The organism is Pseudoalteromonas sp. T1lg24 (assembly GCF_002964745.1).
In the GTDB taxonomy this organism is placed as follows: domain Bacteria; phylum Pseudomonadota; class Gammaproteobacteria; order Enterobacterales; family Alteromonadaceae; genus Pseudoalteromonas; species Pseudoalteromonas spongiae.
Genome location: NZ_PQCB01000018.1, coordinates 167,498 through 184,422 on the forward strand (window position 1 = coordinate 167,498; position 16,925 = coordinate 184,422).

Sequence of the window (16,925 nt, forward strand, 5' to 3'; positions counted from 1 at the left end):
CCTTTGCTTAGATTGATCTTTATCAGATTTCAAAAGCAACCCTAAATTATATTTCTTGACATTTTATTAACAATAACCAATAAGTAGTAGTGAGCTTGTTTAAAAAAACAACAAACGCTAAGTGATGAATTTGAAGTCAAAAACCACATTAGCCAATCCGTTTAGGGTAATACAAGGAACACAATATGATATTAAATCATCTTTGGGGCTTATATGCTCACCCAAAAGAAGAATGGCAAACAATTGATGCTCGCCACGAAAGCTTTGGGTACAGCATGTCACACATTCTACTGATTGCTTTAGTACCAAGCATTATGGGGTATTTTTCATCGGTTTACTTAGGCTGGAGTGTTGGCGTAGGCGACCGGATTTTCTTAACTGAATCAAGCGCAATGCTACTTGCGATATCAATGTACTTCGCCCTTATTGCCGGCGTATTTACACTTGCCTACCTAGCACATTGGATGGCAATTACGTTTGGTGCAGAGCCAAGTTATACGCAAACACTTGAGCTTGCAGCTTACACTTCAACACCTATTTTTATGTCGGCACTAGCGGCGGTATATCCAGAGCTTTGGTTTATCGTGATTGTGGGTTGTGGCGCAGTCGCTTACTCAGTGTACTTACTGTATACCGGCGTGCCTATTTTAATGCACATTCCTGAAGAGCGAGGTTTTATTTACGCAAGTTCAGTAGTGACCTGCGGTTTAGTGTTACTGGTGATAATTCTTGCGGCAACCGCAATTATGTGGACATCAGGTTTTGGTCCTATGTTTACATCAGGCTAAAACCGTCTAATTCCTATTTCCAGCAAACTATATAGTTAATAAAAACAAAAAGGAGCTAAAAGCTCCTTTTTTATCGATTAATTTCTTAGAAGTTATTCACTCGCATCTTGGTTATGAAGCTCTAAACCTGATGACATCGCTGATTCGCGACCGGATTTAGCCGCATCATTACGCAGTGCATCAATACGATTTAAGTAAGCTTGGTCGATATCACCTGTAACATAATTGCCATCGAACACAGATGTTTCGAAGTTGCTGATTTCAGGGTTTTCTTTGCTTACTGCACTAATAAGATCAGGCAGCGATTGATAAATTAGGCCATCTGCACCAATGCTTGCATTGATATCTTCAACTTCGCGGCCATGTGCAATTAGCTCTTGCGCTGATGGCATATCAACACCATATACGTTCGGGAAACGAATTTCCGGTGCTGCTGATGCAAAATAAACATTCTTAGCACCTGCTTCGCGCGCCATTTCAACAATCTGTGCCGATGTTGTACCACGTACAATTGAGTCATCTACAAGTAATACGTTTTTGCCTTTAAACTCTTGTGCGATGGCATTTAGCTTACGGCGAACCGATTTTTTACGTAGCTCTTGACCAGGCATAATGAAAGTACGGCCAATGTAACGGTTTTTAACGAAGCCCTGACGATAAGGAAGGTCAAGTACGTTTGCCATTTCTAACGCGATATCACACGAAGTTTCAGGAATTGGAATAACAACATCAATTTCTTTGTCAGCCCATTCGCGTTTTACTTTTTCACCTAGTTTAGTACCCATGTTTACACGTGCAGCGTAAACCGAGATTTTATCGATTGTCGAGTCTGGACGTGCAAAGTATACAAATTCGAAAATACATGGGCTGTATGCTGCATTTTGTGCACAATGCTGTGAATGTAGCTGGCCGTCTTTTGATACAAAAATGGCTTCGCCTGGCGCAACATCACGAATAAATTCAAAACCACACGCATCAAGTGCAACACTTTCTGATGCAAACATGTACTCAACACCTTGCTCAGTTTCGCGTTTACCAAATACCAGTGGGCGAATACCGTTAGCATCACGAAATGCAATCATACCGTGGCCGATAATCATCGCAATTGACGCGTAACCACCAACAACTTTACTGTTTACCGTTGTTACCGCAGTGAATACGTCTTCAGGCGATAGCTCAAGTTTATTCGGTTTGGCTAGTTCATGGGCTAAGATATTCAGTAATACTTCTGAATCTGATGTGGTGTTAACGTGGCGCTTTGCTGTTTTAAATAAATCTTCTTTCAACGCTTCTGCATTGGTTAAGTTGCCATTGTGCGCAAGCGCAATACCAAATGGCGAGTTTACGTAGAACGGCTGTGCTTCAGCTGAGCTTGAAGAACCTGCCGTTGGGTAACGAACATGACCAATACCCATATCGCCTTGTAAACGCTTCATATGGCGCGTGTGAAATACATCTTTCACTAGGCCATTGTCTTTACGTAAGCTAAAGGTGTTATTGTCAATGGTAATAATACCCGCCGCATCCTGACCACGGTGTTGTAAAACGGTTAAACCGTCATAAAGAGTTTGATTTACCGGGGTAGTTCCGACGATACCAACGATACCACACATGAGAAAAATCCTCGCCTGATAAGGGGTTATTGAGTTAAGAAGCTTGAATTATCTTCGAGGTATTCAAAAAACCATTCGATAATAAAGCTAAACTCTGGAATTAAACTTGAACTACTCCACCAGTCTTTACTTGGGGCGCTGGTGAAAGCATCGAGAAAAAATAATAGTGCACTAATTATGAGCACGCCACGCAATGCGCCAAACACTAAACCAATAATTCGGTCTGTACCTGATAAACCTGTGCGCTGAACGAGTTCTCCAAGTACATAATTCACTAAACTGCCAACAATCAAGGTAGAGAAAAACAAGATTGCGATTGCAGCGCCATTACGTACTAGGGGTTCGGAGATAGTGTCAGCAAGGAAGACGGCGAGATGTTCATAAAACATGCTTGAGATAAAAAAGGCAGCGATCCAAACAGCAAGCGACATTGCTTCTTTAACAAAGCCGCGCATCAAACTTACTAAGGATGAAAGTCCGATGATACCCAAAATGGTGTAATCTACCCAGATCATATTAACCTGCCCTTTTATGTTTCGCGCGCATTTTATATAAGCTTACGCCTAATTGCCAGCTCAATTTGTGATTTCAAATTGTGTCACTCGGCCATTCAGCTTGGTTAATTTTTTCAATTGGGGTAATTGTGATTCTAATTTTTGCTTATCTAACTCAGGCCCTACAAACACTTTTGTAAGTGTGCCTGATGGGGTTTTAATCGGTTTTGTAAACGCAGTAAAGCCCGCACCTTTAAGCTTCGCAAGTAACGATTCAACGTTCGCTTTATGAGAAAAACTACCTAATTGAATCACCCAAGCGAAATCCTCAAGATTACTTTTTTCAGGTCGTTTAACCGCAACTTTCGGTTCAACTTTAGTATCGTTCACCGTTGGTGTTTCACCTAAATCAACCGTTGCAACTTTCTTTTCTTCCGTAAACTCGGCTTCATTTTGCGCTTTTTCAACCAAATCACTATTGAATGGCGAATTTTCGCCTTCATCGATTGCGGCTTCTTCAATCACGGGCGTACTTGGCAATGACTCGCGCGCAAGTACTTGATCGGGTTCTGGATCTAAATCGATCGCTTTAAATTCTGGGCGTTCAGGTATATCTTTAAACGTTTCGCGTTTTTGTACTTTTTCGCCATCTAATATATTAGGAATAAATACAATCGCCGCTGTTACAACAATAACCGTACCCACTAAGCGATTGATAAATTGACTATTCACCTTTACTCCTTATTTTGCCAAAACGCGATTGCATCAGCCACAGTGTAGAATGAGCCAAATACAATTAGCAACTGATCTTCGGTCATATTTGCTAAAACCGATTGCAAGCCGCTTGCCACACTGTCATGAATTGTTGCATTTGGCTTGTCCATTTCACTGTGTAATTGCTGTAATAAATTATCGGCTTTATCGCCTCTAAAGCACGTTAGATTGGCTAAATGCCATTGATCAATATTTGACTTAACCGCATTAAACACCGCTTTTTGGTCTTTGTCTTGCAGCATACCAGCAAGTGCAATAATCGTTTTGCCCTGTGCTTGAAATGTCGCCAATTTTGATGCTAAGTATCGTGCCGATTCAGGATTATGTGCAACATCCGCATACACCAACGGCTGTTCGCTCAAGCATTGAAAACGTCCTTCAACCGTAAGGTTAGCCAATACATCACAAATGGTGTTTTCATTTGGCAGCAACCCTAGTATGTAAAGCGTTGTAATCGCCGTTGCCACATTTTGCGCTGGAATATTCGGTACCGGTAAAGACATGTTTAAATCGCCATTTTGGTACGTTAGCAAATCAGCTGTCAGTGCAAACGAATAATCTTTTTGTGCCGCAGTTACCTGTGTGCCCAGCTCTTCTGCATATTGCCAAATGGAGTTTGGAATAGCCAAATCACCGACAATCGCAGGCGCATTAGCTCTGAAAATACCTGCTTTTTCGCGACCAACCAACTCTCGAGTATCACCTAAGTATTCTTTGTGGTCTAAATCGATAGTTGTTATAACAGAAGCAATCGGCTCAACAATGTTGGTAGCATCCAATCGACCACCTAAACCTACCTCTAATAAGATGTAGTCAGGCTTTTTCTGTTTAAATACTTCAAGTGCCGCCAGTGTGCCAAATTCAAAATAAGTCAGACTAATTTCACCACGCCCCTGCTCTAGCGCATGAAACGCTGCAACATGATCTTGGTCTGGTAATTCCGACCCATTAATACGTACACGTTCGTTATAACGAATTAAATGGGGTGATGCATAAGTGCCAACTGAATAACCTTGAGATAGTAATAAGGCTTCTAAACAACGTGCAGTTGTGCCTTTACCATTGGTACCTGCGATTAAAATAACATTAGGAAGTGCGGTATAACCGAGCTTTTCACCGACCTGGCGAACGCGCGTTAAACCCATATCAATGTTTGAAGGATGAATACTTTCTAAATAACAAAGCCAATCATCTAGACTCGATGATTGGCTTGGTACAACATGTGTCATAGTGCAATAAGTTGCTAAATCAGTTTAGATTATGCAATTCTATGCTCTTGTTCAGTTGACGGCAAGTGCATATATTTCGCAACTAGGCGTGCAATGGTGTCACGCATTTCGCGACGGTCAACAATCATATCAATTGCGCCGTGCTCTAAAAGGAATTCAGAGCGCTGAAAACCTTCTGGTAACGTTTCACGTACTGTTTGCTCAATTACACGCGGACCAGCAAAACCAATTAGCGCTTTCGGCTCAGCAATATTAATATCGCCTAACATTGCTAATGATGCAGAAACACCACCCATAGTTGGGTCAGTAAGTACCGAAATAAACGGCAAGCCTTGCTCGCTCATTTTATCCAGTGCAGCACTGGTTTTTGCCATTTGCATTAGTGACATAAGGGCTTCTTGCATACGTGCACCACCTGATGCAGAGAAACAAATTAGAGGCATTTTATGCTCTAAGCATTTGTTAACTGCTTCAACAAAGCGCGCACCAACAACCGATGCCATTGAACCACCCATAAATGAGAATTCAAATGCCACAGCAGCAACCGGTACACCCTTTAAGCGGCCAGTCATCGCAACAAGTGCGTCTTTTTCGCCACTTACTTTTTGTGCGCTTGAAATACGGTCTGAGTATTTCTTTGAGTCTTTAAATTTTAAAACATCTTTTGGCTCAAACTCTTGGCCAAGCTCTAGACGCTCACCGTCATCTAAAAACTGCTCAAGACGTTTACGTGCGCCAATACGCATATGATGATCACATTTAGGGCAAACATGTTGTTGTTTTTCTAGTTCTGCCTTGTAAACGATCGTGTCACAATCACCACATTTAGCCCAAACACCTTCAGGAATTTCTTTACGACCCGTAGACTTGGTTGTTTTTGGTAAGATTTTTTCTAACCAGCTCATTTAAATCTCTCTCACTGCTATATCTGCTTTGAACTACACAGAAAATTTTTGCAATTAAAACACTAATCGTGCGACTAAGGTATAAAAAACTGGTCTAATATGTCGCTAAATTGTGTTAATTAATCGGTTTTTTATAAGCTATTTGGTAAAAATAGCGGCCCTGGATTCGATTTAGGTATTTCAAAATGTTCAGGATAATCCACTTCCACTAGATATAACCCACCAGGCTTTGCCGTTGCAGATGCCTGGGTGCGATCTTTAAGCGCTAATACTTGTTGCATCCACTCTGGTGGATACTTGCCTTGACCAATATCAATTAAGCATCCGGCAATATTTCGTACCATGTGGTGAACGAACGCATTGGCTTTAATATCAATCACAATAAAGTCGTTATAACGTTCAACATTTAAATGCATAATGTTTCGAAACGGCGTTTTTGATTGACAATGCACAGCGCGCACCGATGTAAAGTCTTGCTCGCCCAACAAATAAGGCGCAGCTAACTGCATTTGTTTTACATCGAGTGGGTGGTGATAATGACTAAGACCCGAACGTAAAATGCCTGGTCGATAAGTACTGTTATATATAATGTAGCGATAGCGTCTTGCTGTTGCGCTATAACGCGCATGGAAGTCTTCACTTACTTGTTTTGCCCAGCGAATTGCAATGGCATCCGGTAAGTTGGCATTCACACCGAGCGTAAACGCCACCATGGCTCTATCAGCGGTGGTGTCAAAATGCACTACCTGCCCTGTTCCATGTACACCAGCATCGGTTCTACCCGCACAAGTCACTTCTATTTTTTCGTTACAGATCTTTGAAAGCGCGTTTTCGAGCTCTTCTTGTACACTGTTTACGTGTTGTTGGCGCTGCCAACCACTGTACTGAGAACCATCATATTCTACGCCTAGAGCGACTCGCATGAACACTATTCCATGAATTTGAAAAACCCTAATTATACCGAGAGCTTGTCTTGATACCAAGTATAAAAAAGCCCGCTATGCGGGCTTTTTCAAATTAAACTTAAGACAGTTGCTGTTTTAATGCAAGCGCTTCGTCTTGTACTTCAGGCGGGCCGTCTTTGATCACTTCGTCAATAACTTTCAGCGCACTTTCTGAATCGTTAATTTCAAGGTATGCGCGAGCAAGGTCTAGTTTTGCAGAAAAACCTTGGTTCTCGGTATCGACATCTAGCGAGTCTTCCCCTGCCAGTAAATCCTCAAAATCACCTAAACCAACGTCCATATCTACATTTTGATAAGGCTCATTATCGGCGTCTAAATCATCACTTTCGTCAAGCAGATCATCAATATCTAAATAATCTGATTCGGCAGTATCAATCTCTTCTACTTCAAACGGTTCCGCTTCTGACTTTTCATCAAGTAAAGAATCAAAATCTAATTCAAAATCTTTCTGAGATTCACTAGAAATAGGCTCAGGCTCTGCTAATTCATTCAACAAGCTGTCAAAGTCAGTACTCTCTAGCTCATCGATTAGCATATCATTGCTATTGTCTAAGTCACTACCTAACAAATCATCATCAAGTAAGTCGTCATTTTCTGATTCTGTCGCTGATAGATCTTCTGTTGTAATAACTTCATCATTGATTGCTTGCGCTTGTTCGATTTCTGGTAACGGTTGCTCGTTATCAAACACTGGCGCATCCAGCTCTTCAAGCGCTTCATCCAGTTCAAGTTCTGGGTATTCATCAAGGGTTTGACTTGGTGTATCGGCGCGTAATTGCTCGTCACTCTCAAATTGCTCAGACAAACGCTCATCTTCAGCACCAAGATCAACATCAATTGCTAATGGATCATCACCAAAATCAACATTTTCTTCAGATAAAATGCTGTCGTCGATGCCAATATCAAGCGTATCATTAAGATCATTCTCTAATTCATCGTCGTTTAACGATTCACCATCAGGAAAAGCCATATCTTCAAGCAATTGCTCTGGCTCAAGCGTATCTGTTGCCTCATCACTTTCTACTGATTCATTCTGCTCAGCTATTTCAAGTGGTTCATCAAGCGCATCTAATAATGCATCGTCACCATCAAGTGCATCGAGTAACGCTTCATCTGCTGTTTGCAAATCAGGTGCAGATTCATCAAGCATCGATAAATCATGTTCGACCGTTTGCTCAGTTAAATTATCGAAGTTGTTAGCATCAATATCCGTTAAATCAGACTCAAATGCGTCAATATCTTCTGAGGCTGTTATTTGTGGCTCAATTGCGTCAAGTTCATCGAACTCGTCTAGCGCCTCTTCATTAGATACAGGTGACTCATCTAATGACTCTTCTATTGATTCTTCTACTGGCTCATCTAATTCTTCAGAGATGATTTCGTCTTCAAGGGCGGCTGCTTCACCGTTTGCATCATCAACATCAATTTCAGCGATATCTGCATCATTAGACGCTTCATCAAGTTCAAGTGCTTCTAATTCTTCCGCTTCTGGCTCGATAGCACCAAGTTCGTCTTGTGTTTCTTCATTTGATGCAAACGAGTCATCCAATGACTCTTCGAGTGAATCATCTAGTGACTCTTCAACTGGCTCATCTAATTCTTCAGAGGTGATGTCGTCTTCAAGGGCGACAGCTTCATCGTTTACATCATCAACATCAATTTCAGCGATATCAGCTTCACTAGACGCTTCATCAGATTCAAGCGCTTCTGGCTCAATTGCATCAAGCTCATCTAGCGCCTCTTCATTAGATACAGGTGAATCATCTAACGACTCTTCTACTGGCTCGTCTAATTCCTCAGAGATAATTTCGTCTTCAAGGGCAGCTTCAACATTAATGTCGTCAACATCAATTTCATCGATATCGGCATTACTAGACGCTTCATCAGATTCAAGCGCTTCGAATTCTTGCGCTTCTGGCGCAATCGTATCAAGTTCATCTAATTTATCTAGCGCATCTTCACTTGATGCAAGTGTGTCATCCAACGAGTCTTCGAGTGAATCATCTAGTGATTCTTCTACTGGCTCGTCTAACGCTTCAGAGCTGATTTCATCTACAAGGGCAGCTGCTTCGACGTTTACATCATCAACATCAATTTCAGTATCATTTGGCTCTGTCGCATCTAATTCAGATTCTGGTTCTACACTTTGTTCAATTAGCTCATCGATGTCATCAAGTGCCGATCCGTTATCACTTTCAGCTGTCTGCTCTAATAAGGCATCAATATCATCATCTGACTCAGTAGCTTCTGTCGACTGCGCAGCTTCATCTAACAATGCGTCAATATCATCAACATCGCTTGCCTCAACTTCTTCTGCTTGTTCCTCTAATGTGTCAACAGAAATATCATCTGAATCGAGCGAATCTTCAAGTTCATTTTCTGATGTATCTGTATTTGCAATAGCTTCTGCAGCGGCTTGTTGCGCAGCTAAACGTTCTGCATCTGAGTTAGCCTCTTCAATTAATGCATCAAGATTGGTTAGGTCGGTATCATCAGCCTCAACCTCATTGATCATCGCATCAATATCATCCATATCTAATTGGATTTCAGGTTCTTTCTCTTCTTCGCTTTCTGTTACTTCAGACTCTAGCTCATCATTACTTAGCTCATCCATAATAGCATCAACATCAGCTACATCAGGCTCTTCCTGACTGAGCGGCTCTTGCTCTTCTGGAATATCTAGTTCAATTTCACTATCGCTTTCTGCTATTTCGTCAATCGCCACATCATCGCTATCAGCGCCTGTGTCAAAATCTTGCGCTAGAATCGCATCAATATCGTCAGCATCTGCTAATTCGTCGTCTGCACTATCATTATTTAAATCTGGCACGAGATCATCTGAATCACTTTCATCTAGCAAATCATCATCAAGTGCATCACCAAGTAAGCCATCAAGCTCGTCTTGATCTAGCAGCGAGTTAGTTTCTTCGAGCGCAGGCTCTTCATCTTCGTAGAGCAAGTCTTCAGGTTCGCCCAGTGTATCGTCTAGATCATCATCAAGTGCAACAACATCATCGTCTAGTGCATCGTCAAAGCTTTGATCGAGCACATCATCAAATGGGTCGTCTAATCCTTGGTCTAAACCTGAACTTAAATCATCGTCTACTGTGTTATCTGCAAGAACGTCATCTAACCCATCGCTTAAATCATCATCTAACGTATCGTTTACGATAGGGTCTGGTACCTTTGACATTGGTGTATCAAAAATAGGTTCTTCAGGTTCAACTTTATTTGCACGCGATTTAAACCAATAAATTGCACCGCCAACAATTAAAAACCCAGGAATAAGTGCAAGCACTACTAACAGCAGTGGGTTATTAGTCAAATTTTGTAAACTAAATGATTCCGCCTCAGCCTTAGCCTTGGCTTCTTGTTCTGCAAGAATGCGATGCTGGTCAGCAAGTAGCGCTTTTAATTCGTCTAGTGTTTGCCTATCGCTGTCTAATTGACCGCGAATATGCTCAAGTTCAGTTGATAAGCTGGTAACTTGCTTTTTCAGGTTTTCATTTTCGTTAAGAATTGCCTCAACGTTATCAACCGATGATTTAAATTCGTCTTTAAGCTGCTCTAACTTCTCATTTTGTGCTTCTTTTGCCTGCTTAATTTCGTCACTTAACTCTTTTTTAGCAACGATTACATCTTCTTTTTTCGCCTGCTCTGCTTGCTTTGCAACAACGTCGATTTCGGTTTGCGTAAGTTCGCCTTTAACCTTTTTATCCCAAAGTTTGTCATCTAGCTCTGAACGCTCTTGGGCAAAGCCTGCATTAATGCTTCGGATCTCGCGCATTGATGGCATTGCTAAGTAAGCGCCAGGGCGCAAGTGATTAATATTATTATCGAGGAAAGAATTCGGGTTTTTCTGATAAATCGCTTGCATTACCTGATAAATCGTAACCGAGTTATCAGGTCTTAATTTTGTTGCGATGCGCCATAGCGTGTCTGAATCGCGAATAGGCCCATAACGTTTCCCCTGTTCACCAATATCTACGTTTTTCGGTCCGCGGATGCGAGTGCTGTCGGCAAAAAGGTCAAATGATAGGGTCGATGCACCTAGCAACACTGCCGAAAATAGAATAATCGCTTTTGAAGAAAAGAAGCTGCGCATGGGTTTCCTTTAATATTAACTCTGAGAAGTTTATATGTTCTTGAACACGGTGCTCGAACATCAAACTTATGCAAAGTTTGCACCATTTTTATAGTTTCCTAGCTGTAACAGCTTAAAATAGTGCGACTCTTTTTATAATTTTCAGCGTAAAACTATAAACCAGAAAACACTGAATATCCATTAATTAGCATTAGTAAAGTAACTGGCGGGATTACATTATCTCAGTATATGAACGTGCCGCTTTAAACTGAAACTCAATAAGTTACGAATAATGCCAAACAATTACGGTGGTATAATTGTTTGGCATCAAAGAATTGACAATTATAGGTATTGTTCGATTAACAACTCTGCGATTTGTACACTATTTGTTGCCGCACCTTTACGTGTGTTATCAGATACAACCCACAGATTTAATCCGTGAGGGTGGCTAATATCTTGACGTACGCGGCCAACATATACCGCGTCATTGCCGCTCGCATCGGTCACCGGTGTTGGGTAGTCTTGCTCATCTTCGATATATTCTACGCCAGGCGCATCGTTTAATAACTGCTTCACATGTTCAACATCTACCGGCATACGCGTTTCTAGGTGAATCGCTTCTGCGTGACCATAAAACACAGGTACGCGCACAGCGGTTGGGTTAACCATTACACTGCTATCGCCGAATATTTTCTGCGTTTCCCACACCATTTTCATCTCTTCACGGGTGTAGCCGTTATCTTCAAACGAATCAATTTGTGGGATCACATTAAACGCGATTTGCTTTGGAAATACGTCGTTTTCAAGTGGACGCGCATTCATTAGGTTTGCTGTTTGTTTTGCTAACTCATCTACCGCTTTTTTACCACCACCTGAAACAGACTGATAAGTAGTTACGTTAATACGATCAATACCATAGGCATCATAAATCGGCTTTAGTGCCACCATCATTTGAATAGTTGAACAATTCGGGTTAGCAATAATATTGCGATTTCTAAAGTCACTCAGTGCTTCAGGGTTAACCTCAGGCACAACTAAGGGCACATCATAGTCGTAACGAAAATGTGAGGTATTGTCGATAACCACACACCCTGCTTCTGCTGCAATTGGTGCATATTTTTCCGAAACGCTGCCACCCGCTGAGAACAGGGCAATATGGGCATTAGAAAAATCGAAGGTCTCAACATCAATCACTTCAATGTCTTCGCCTGCAAACTTAATATCTTCGCCTGCACTGCGCTCTGATGCCAATAAATACAGCGTATCAATTGGGAACTTACGCTCTTCTAGTGTTTCGATAATTTGACGGCCTACTAGGCCCGTTGCACCTAAAACGGCAACATTGAATTTTTGTGACATGTTATTCCTCAATCACGTTAAAGCCCAGTTGGCTTAAACGTTTTGCATTTGCAGTTGAACTGCATTTTACCGTTAAAGTGCTAAATTCGCGACGTCCCGGATAGTTTTTTCTTAAACTATCGAATCCTTCGCTGTTTAAGCCGTTTTTTAATAAGCCATAATCGCGGCGCGCATCATACACGCTATGCACTAACTGACAAATATTTGCATCGCTAAACGTTGTGCCTAAATGTACCGCCATAAACTCAGGTTGAGGGAGAAAATCTGCCATTTTGTGCGTTGTTGGTTTACCGAATTGCTGACACACTGCTTGATACAACATATCCGTTCCTCCAGCTTTACCCTCAAGGCTGTGACCGGCTATATGCACTGAGCCAATGCGTGTATATGGCAGTAACGCTTGTTCTATATTCGGCTCATTCTCCCAGACATCCAACACTAACGATAATCCACCGCCCGCTTGCATAAAGTTGAGTAATGCGGAGTTATCAATCACATCACCGCGACATGAGTTCACCACAATCGCATTTGATTTTAACTTGGCTAGATTACCGTGGTTAAGTAAATGTTTTGTTTTATGAATGCCTTCTTTTACTAATGGCACATGAAAACTCAAGATATCAGCTTTCTCAATCACCGTATCAAATGACACACCTTCGCTTAGCTCGCCGGCAGCTTGCTTTGGCGGATCGCACAAAAGTAGCTTACAGCCCAAAGCTTCAAGTTTAACAGCAAGGCGGCTACCAATATTGCCTACTCCAATAATACCGACCGTTTTATCGCGCAAGCTAAAACCATCTTCTTGCGCAAGCGCTAACAGGCTCGACACCACGTATTCAGCAACCGCCGTTGCATTACAGCCCGGAGCGCTGGAAAACGCGATACCTTTTTGCTGTAACAGCGTTTGATCAACGTGATCTGTGCCTATGGTTGCAGTACCAACAAATTTCAGTTTGTTTGCATGCGCTAATAAATTGGCATCAACTTTGGTAATTGAACGTACCAATAGAATATCAGTATCAATAAGTTGTTGGGGATCTAGCTCACGACCGGCAAATCGAGTGATTTCACCGAATTCTGAAAAAAACTCTTCGACCAAAGGCATATTTTGGTCTGCAAGAATGCGCATACTTGTCCTATTAAGGCAAACGGGTGATACGCTATTTTAACGGGAATAAAAAAGCCACTCAATCACTTAAGTGGCTTTTCTTAGATTCATTTAGCGATAACTAAAACGTTCGCTAATTAACCCTTGTATTTTTGCATTACAAGCGTTGCGTTTGTGCCGCCAAAACCGAAGCTGTTTGACATCACAGTGTTAAGCTCGGTTTCACGCGCTTCTTTTACGATATCTAAACCTTCAGCTTGCTCATCTAATTCATCGATATTGATAGATGGCGCAACAAAGTTATTTTGTAGCATTAGAATTGAGTAAATCGCTTCGTGTACACCAGCGGCGCCCAGCGCATGACCTGTCATTGCTTTTGTCGCGCTGATTGCAGGTGATTTACCACCAAACACTTCTTGAATTGCGCCAAGCTCTTTTACATCACCTACCGGTGTTGATGTACCGTGCGTGTTTAGGTAATCAATATCACCTTCAACCGTGGCAAGCGCCTGTTGCATACAACGAACTGCGCCTTCACCTGATGGTGCAACCATGTCGTAACCGTCTGACGTTGCGCCGTAACCTACAATTTCACCGTAGATTTTCGCACCACGTGCAAGCGCGTGCTCTAATTCTTCAACAACAACGATACCGCCACCGCCAGAAATAACAAAACCATCACGATTTGCGTCATAAGTACGTGAAGCAAGCTCAGGAGTTTCATTATACTTCGTTGATAATGCACCCATCGCGTCAAATTCCATTGCTAGTGTCCAGTGAAGTTCTTCACCGCCACCAGCAAAAATAACATCTTGTTTGCCTAACTGAATTTGCTCAACTGCGTTACCAATACAGTGTGCTGACGTTGCACATGCTGAACTGATTGAGTAGTTAACACCTTTAATTTTGAACGGTGTTGCTAAACATGCTGACGTAGTTGATGCCATAGTACGCGGAACCATGTATGGACCTACGCGCTTAACGCCTTTTTCACGAAGAATATCAGCAGCTTCAACTTGATACTTAGATGAACCACCACCTGAACCTACAATAATGCCCGTACGCGGGTTAGAAACTTGCTCTTCATTTAGGCCAGCATCTTCAATTGCTTGTTGCATTGAGATATATGAATACGCTGCTGCGTCACCCATAAAACGGAATGCTTTACGATCAACATGCTCTTTCGGGTCAAGATCAATGCTACCGCTCACATTTGAACGTAATTTTAAATCTGCAAACTCTTGATTGAATGTGATGCCTGAACGGCCTGCTTTTAATGATTCAAGTACTTCTTCTTGATTATTACCGATACTTGAAACAATACCGATACCCGTAATTACGGCTCTTTTCATGGATAAACCTTTTCTACAAAGATAATTGTGCTCTATTCTACGTGTTATTTACAAAAAACTGGTCTAATCTCAGCGTACACGTGTTTCGAATTTACAGTATTTTAACTTTAACTGCTAAATAAATAAGACTTAATTGTTCTAAATCAAGTTTAACCGCCCCCCTATATCTCGTACAATAGCGCTACGTTAAGTTTGTTTTAAATAATTATGATCCGCCACGCAAAAATTGAGTTTAATGAATCAGGCACACCGGTCGCACAAGACTTTGATGATGTGTATTTTTCGAACGATAACGGCTTGTTAGAGTCAGATTATGTGTTTTTTCAACAAAACAATATTGCTTCGCGTTGGCAAAGTCACCCGAGAAGGCATTTTGTTATTGCTGAAACGGGGTTTGGTACAGGGCTAAATTTTTTAAACACCTGGCAGCGGTTTAACCAAGATAGCGACAAATCAGTTGAACAACTGCACTTTATTAGCTTTGAAAAATTCCCGCTTGAACAATCAGCGCTGCAACAAGCGCTTGCTGCTTGGCCAGAGTTAACAAGCTTAAGTGAGCAACTTGTCGCAAGTTATCCAACTGCCATTGCAGGCTGTCATCGTTTAGAGTTTGATCAAGGTCGCGTTATATTGGATTTGTGGTTTGGCGATATTCAAGACACGCTGCCACAGCTTTGTTACGGTGAAAACGGCATTGTTGATGCCTGGTATCTTGATGGTTTTGCCCCCAGTAAAAACCCGGATATGTGGCAACAGTCGTTATTTGATGGCATGGCCAACCTCGGGCGTAGCGACTGTACCTTTGCCACCTTTACCGCCGCTGGCTTTGTACGCCGAGGCCTTGCCGATGCGGGCTTTAGCGTAAAAAAAGTTAAAGGCTACGGCCGTAAACGTGAAATGGTGGTTGGCACATTAGAAAAAGCAAACCAAAGCAGTACACAACCAGCCTATTTTGAGCGTAGCACGCAATCACTTGAAAAAGTTGCGATTATTGGCGGCGGCATTGCCACTGCAACCTTAGTTCACAGCTTTGCAAAACGGGGCATAGCTTGCGATATTTTTTGTAAAGATGATGCGCTCGCAAAAGGTGCGTCACATAATCACCAAGGCGCTGTTTACCCAAATCTACAAGCTGATTTTAATGCCATAAGCGAGTTTTTTGCTCATAGCTTTCATTATGCTAAACGTGTTTATCAGCAAATACATGATGATGGCTATCACTATCCACACGATTGGTGCGGTGTACTATTACATGGTATCAGCGATAGTAAAGTAGAAATTCAACAGCGCCTTATAGAAAAAAACGCATGGCCAAGTTCTTTAATTCGCGGTGTATCAGCACAACAAGCAAACGATATTGCCGGCTTTGAGGCTAATTTTTCTGGCTTATTTATTAGTGAAGCTGGCTGGGTAAAACCACCGGCATTAGTAAACGCTATTTTCGCTGCAAGTAATAGTAATACACCACATAATATCGTTTTTAACACCGAAATTAGCGATATTGTAAAAACACAAAATGGCTATCAACTTATTGATTCAAACAATCAAGATGTTGGTGAATTTAGCCAAGTGTTCATCACCTGTGGTGAGTTAACCACCCGCTTTTCACAAACCCAAGTACTGCCATTTAGCCCTGTACGTGGTCAAGTTACCCGCGTTATGGCAAACGACTTATCGCAAAAGCTAAAAACCGTGCTGTGTCATAAAGGGTATTTCACTCCCCAGTTAGATAACACTCACTGTATGGGCGCAACGTTTGAAAAACGTAGTATGAGTCGAGAAATTAGTAGTAGCGACAACTTAATTAATTTAAATCAATTGCGCTCGTTTTACCCTGAGCAGTTGGGGATCACCGAAGAGTCAATTCTCGATGCTAAAGCCGCTATTCGCTGCACAACCCCAGATCACCAACCAATCGTTGGTGAAGTTCCCGATGAAGACACTTTGTTAAACAACTTTGCGCCACTGAGAAACGGCAAACATTACGACTTTGCAACTGATGCTAACCCAAATAACGGTTTATTTGTGTTTTCCGGCTTAGGTGCTCGCGGGCTTTGTACAGCGCCACTTGCGGCGGAGATGTTAGTAGCAGCACTTTGTGACGAGCCATTGCCTGTGCCAACCCATATCAGTGAAATGCTACACCCTAATCGCTTTATTGTGCGCGATTTAAAACGCAACAAAATATAAAAACAAGCGATAAAAAAAGCCGCATAGTTTGCACTATGCGGCTTTTTTGAGAGTTAATTTCGGG

The 16,925-nt window shown here is 41.9% G+C and carries 12 protein-coding genes; 2 read left to right on the forward strand and 10 right to left on the reverse strand.

The genetic code is table 11. The annotated features are described in order from the left end of the window. The first annotated feature begins 185 nt into the window (after positions 1 to 185). Entirely contained in the window at positions 186 to 788 is a 603-nt protein-coding gene (locus C2M30_RS11715; protein WP_010559663.1) for a Yip1 family protein, read from the forward strand. 92 nt (positions 789 to 880) lie between these two features. Here C2M30_RS11715 and purF read toward each other — a convergent pair whose 3' ends face one another. The 10 genes from purF to fabB form a co-directional block, all read right to left on the reverse strand. Then, positions 881 to 2,401, reverse strand: a complete 1,521-nt coding sequence (gene purF / locus C2M30_RS11720) for an amidophosphoribosyltransferase (protein ID WP_010559662.1) — start codon at positions 2,399 to 2,401, stop codon at positions 881 to 883. Between the two features lie 26 nt (positions 2,402 to 2,427). After that, positions 2,428 to 2,916: a CvpA family protein gene (locus C2M30_RS11725; RefSeq protein ID WP_010559661.1), complete on the reverse strand. Its 489-nt coding sequence runs from the start codon at positions 2,914 to 2,916 to the stop codon at positions 2,428 to 2,430. A gap of 60 nt (positions 2,917 to 2,976) precedes the next feature. Beyond that, positions 2,977 to 3,627 (reverse strand): SPOR domain-containing protein, encoded by a 651-nt coding sequence (locus C2M30_RS11730; protein ID WP_105171739.1) that lies wholly within the window; start codon positions 3,625 to 3,627, stop codon positions 2,977 to 2,979. Between the two features lie 2 nt (positions 3,628 to 3,629). Further along, on the reverse strand, positions 3,630 to 4,898 hold the full coding sequence (folC, locus tag C2M30_RS11735) for a bifunctional tetrahydrofolate synthase/dihydrofolate synthase (protein WP_105171740.1): 1,269 nt from the start codon (positions 4,896 to 4,898) through the stop codon (positions 3,630 to 3,632). Positions 4,899 to 4,927: 29 nt separating this feature from the next. Continuing rightward, on the reverse strand, positions 4,928 to 5,803 hold the full coding sequence (gene accD / locus C2M30_RS11740) for an acetyl-CoA carboxylase, carboxyltransferase subunit beta (RefSeq protein WP_010559658.1): 876 nt from the start codon (positions 5,801 to 5,803) through the stop codon (positions 4,928 to 4,930). Between the two features lie 131 nt (positions 5,804 to 5,934). Next, entirely contained in the window at positions 5,935 to 6,726 is a 792-nt protein-coding gene (truA, locus tag C2M30_RS11745; RefSeq protein ID WP_100913774.1) for a tRNA pseudouridine(38-40) synthase TruA, read from the reverse strand. Positions 6,727 to 6,826: 100 nt separating this feature from the next. Continuing rightward, positions 6,827 to 10,873 (reverse strand): FimV/HubP family polar landmark protein, encoded by a 4,047-nt coding sequence (locus C2M30_RS11750; RefSeq protein ID WP_105171741.1) that lies wholly within the window; start codon positions 10,871 to 10,873, stop codon positions 6,827 to 6,829. Between the two features lie 321 nt (positions 10,874 to 11,194). Further along, complete coding sequence (locus tag C2M30_RS11755; RefSeq protein ID WP_105171742.1) at positions 11,195 to 12,211, reverse strand: aspartate-semialdehyde dehydrogenase; 1,017 nt, start codon at positions 12,209 to 12,211, stop codon at positions 11,195 to 11,197. 1 nt (position 12,212) lies between these two features. Further along, on the reverse strand, positions 12,213 to 13,340 hold the full coding sequence (locus C2M30_RS11760; RefSeq protein WP_105171743.1) for a 4-phosphoerythronate dehydrogenase: 1,128 nt from the start codon (positions 13,338 to 13,340) through the stop codon (positions 12,213 to 12,215). A gap of 116 nt (positions 13,341 to 13,456) precedes the next feature. Then, positions 13,457 to 14,671, reverse strand: a complete 1,215-nt coding sequence (fabB, locus tag C2M30_RS11765) for a beta-ketoacyl-ACP synthase I (protein WP_105171744.1) — start codon at positions 14,669 to 14,671, stop codon at positions 13,457 to 13,459. Positions 14,672 to 14,878: 207 nt separating this feature from the next. Here fabB and mnmC point away from each other — a divergent pair, with 207 nt between their 5' ends. Beyond that, complete coding sequence (gene mnmC / locus C2M30_RS11770; RefSeq protein ID WP_105171745.1) at positions 14,879 to 16,861, forward strand: bifunctional tRNA (5-methylaminomethyl-2-thiouridine)(34)-methyltransferase MnmD/FAD-dependent 5-carboxymethylaminomethyl-2-thiouridine(34) oxidoreductase MnmC; 1,983 nt, start codon at positions 14,879 to 14,881, stop codon at positions 16,859 to 16,861. Positions 16,862 to 16,925 lie beyond the last annotated feature (64 nt).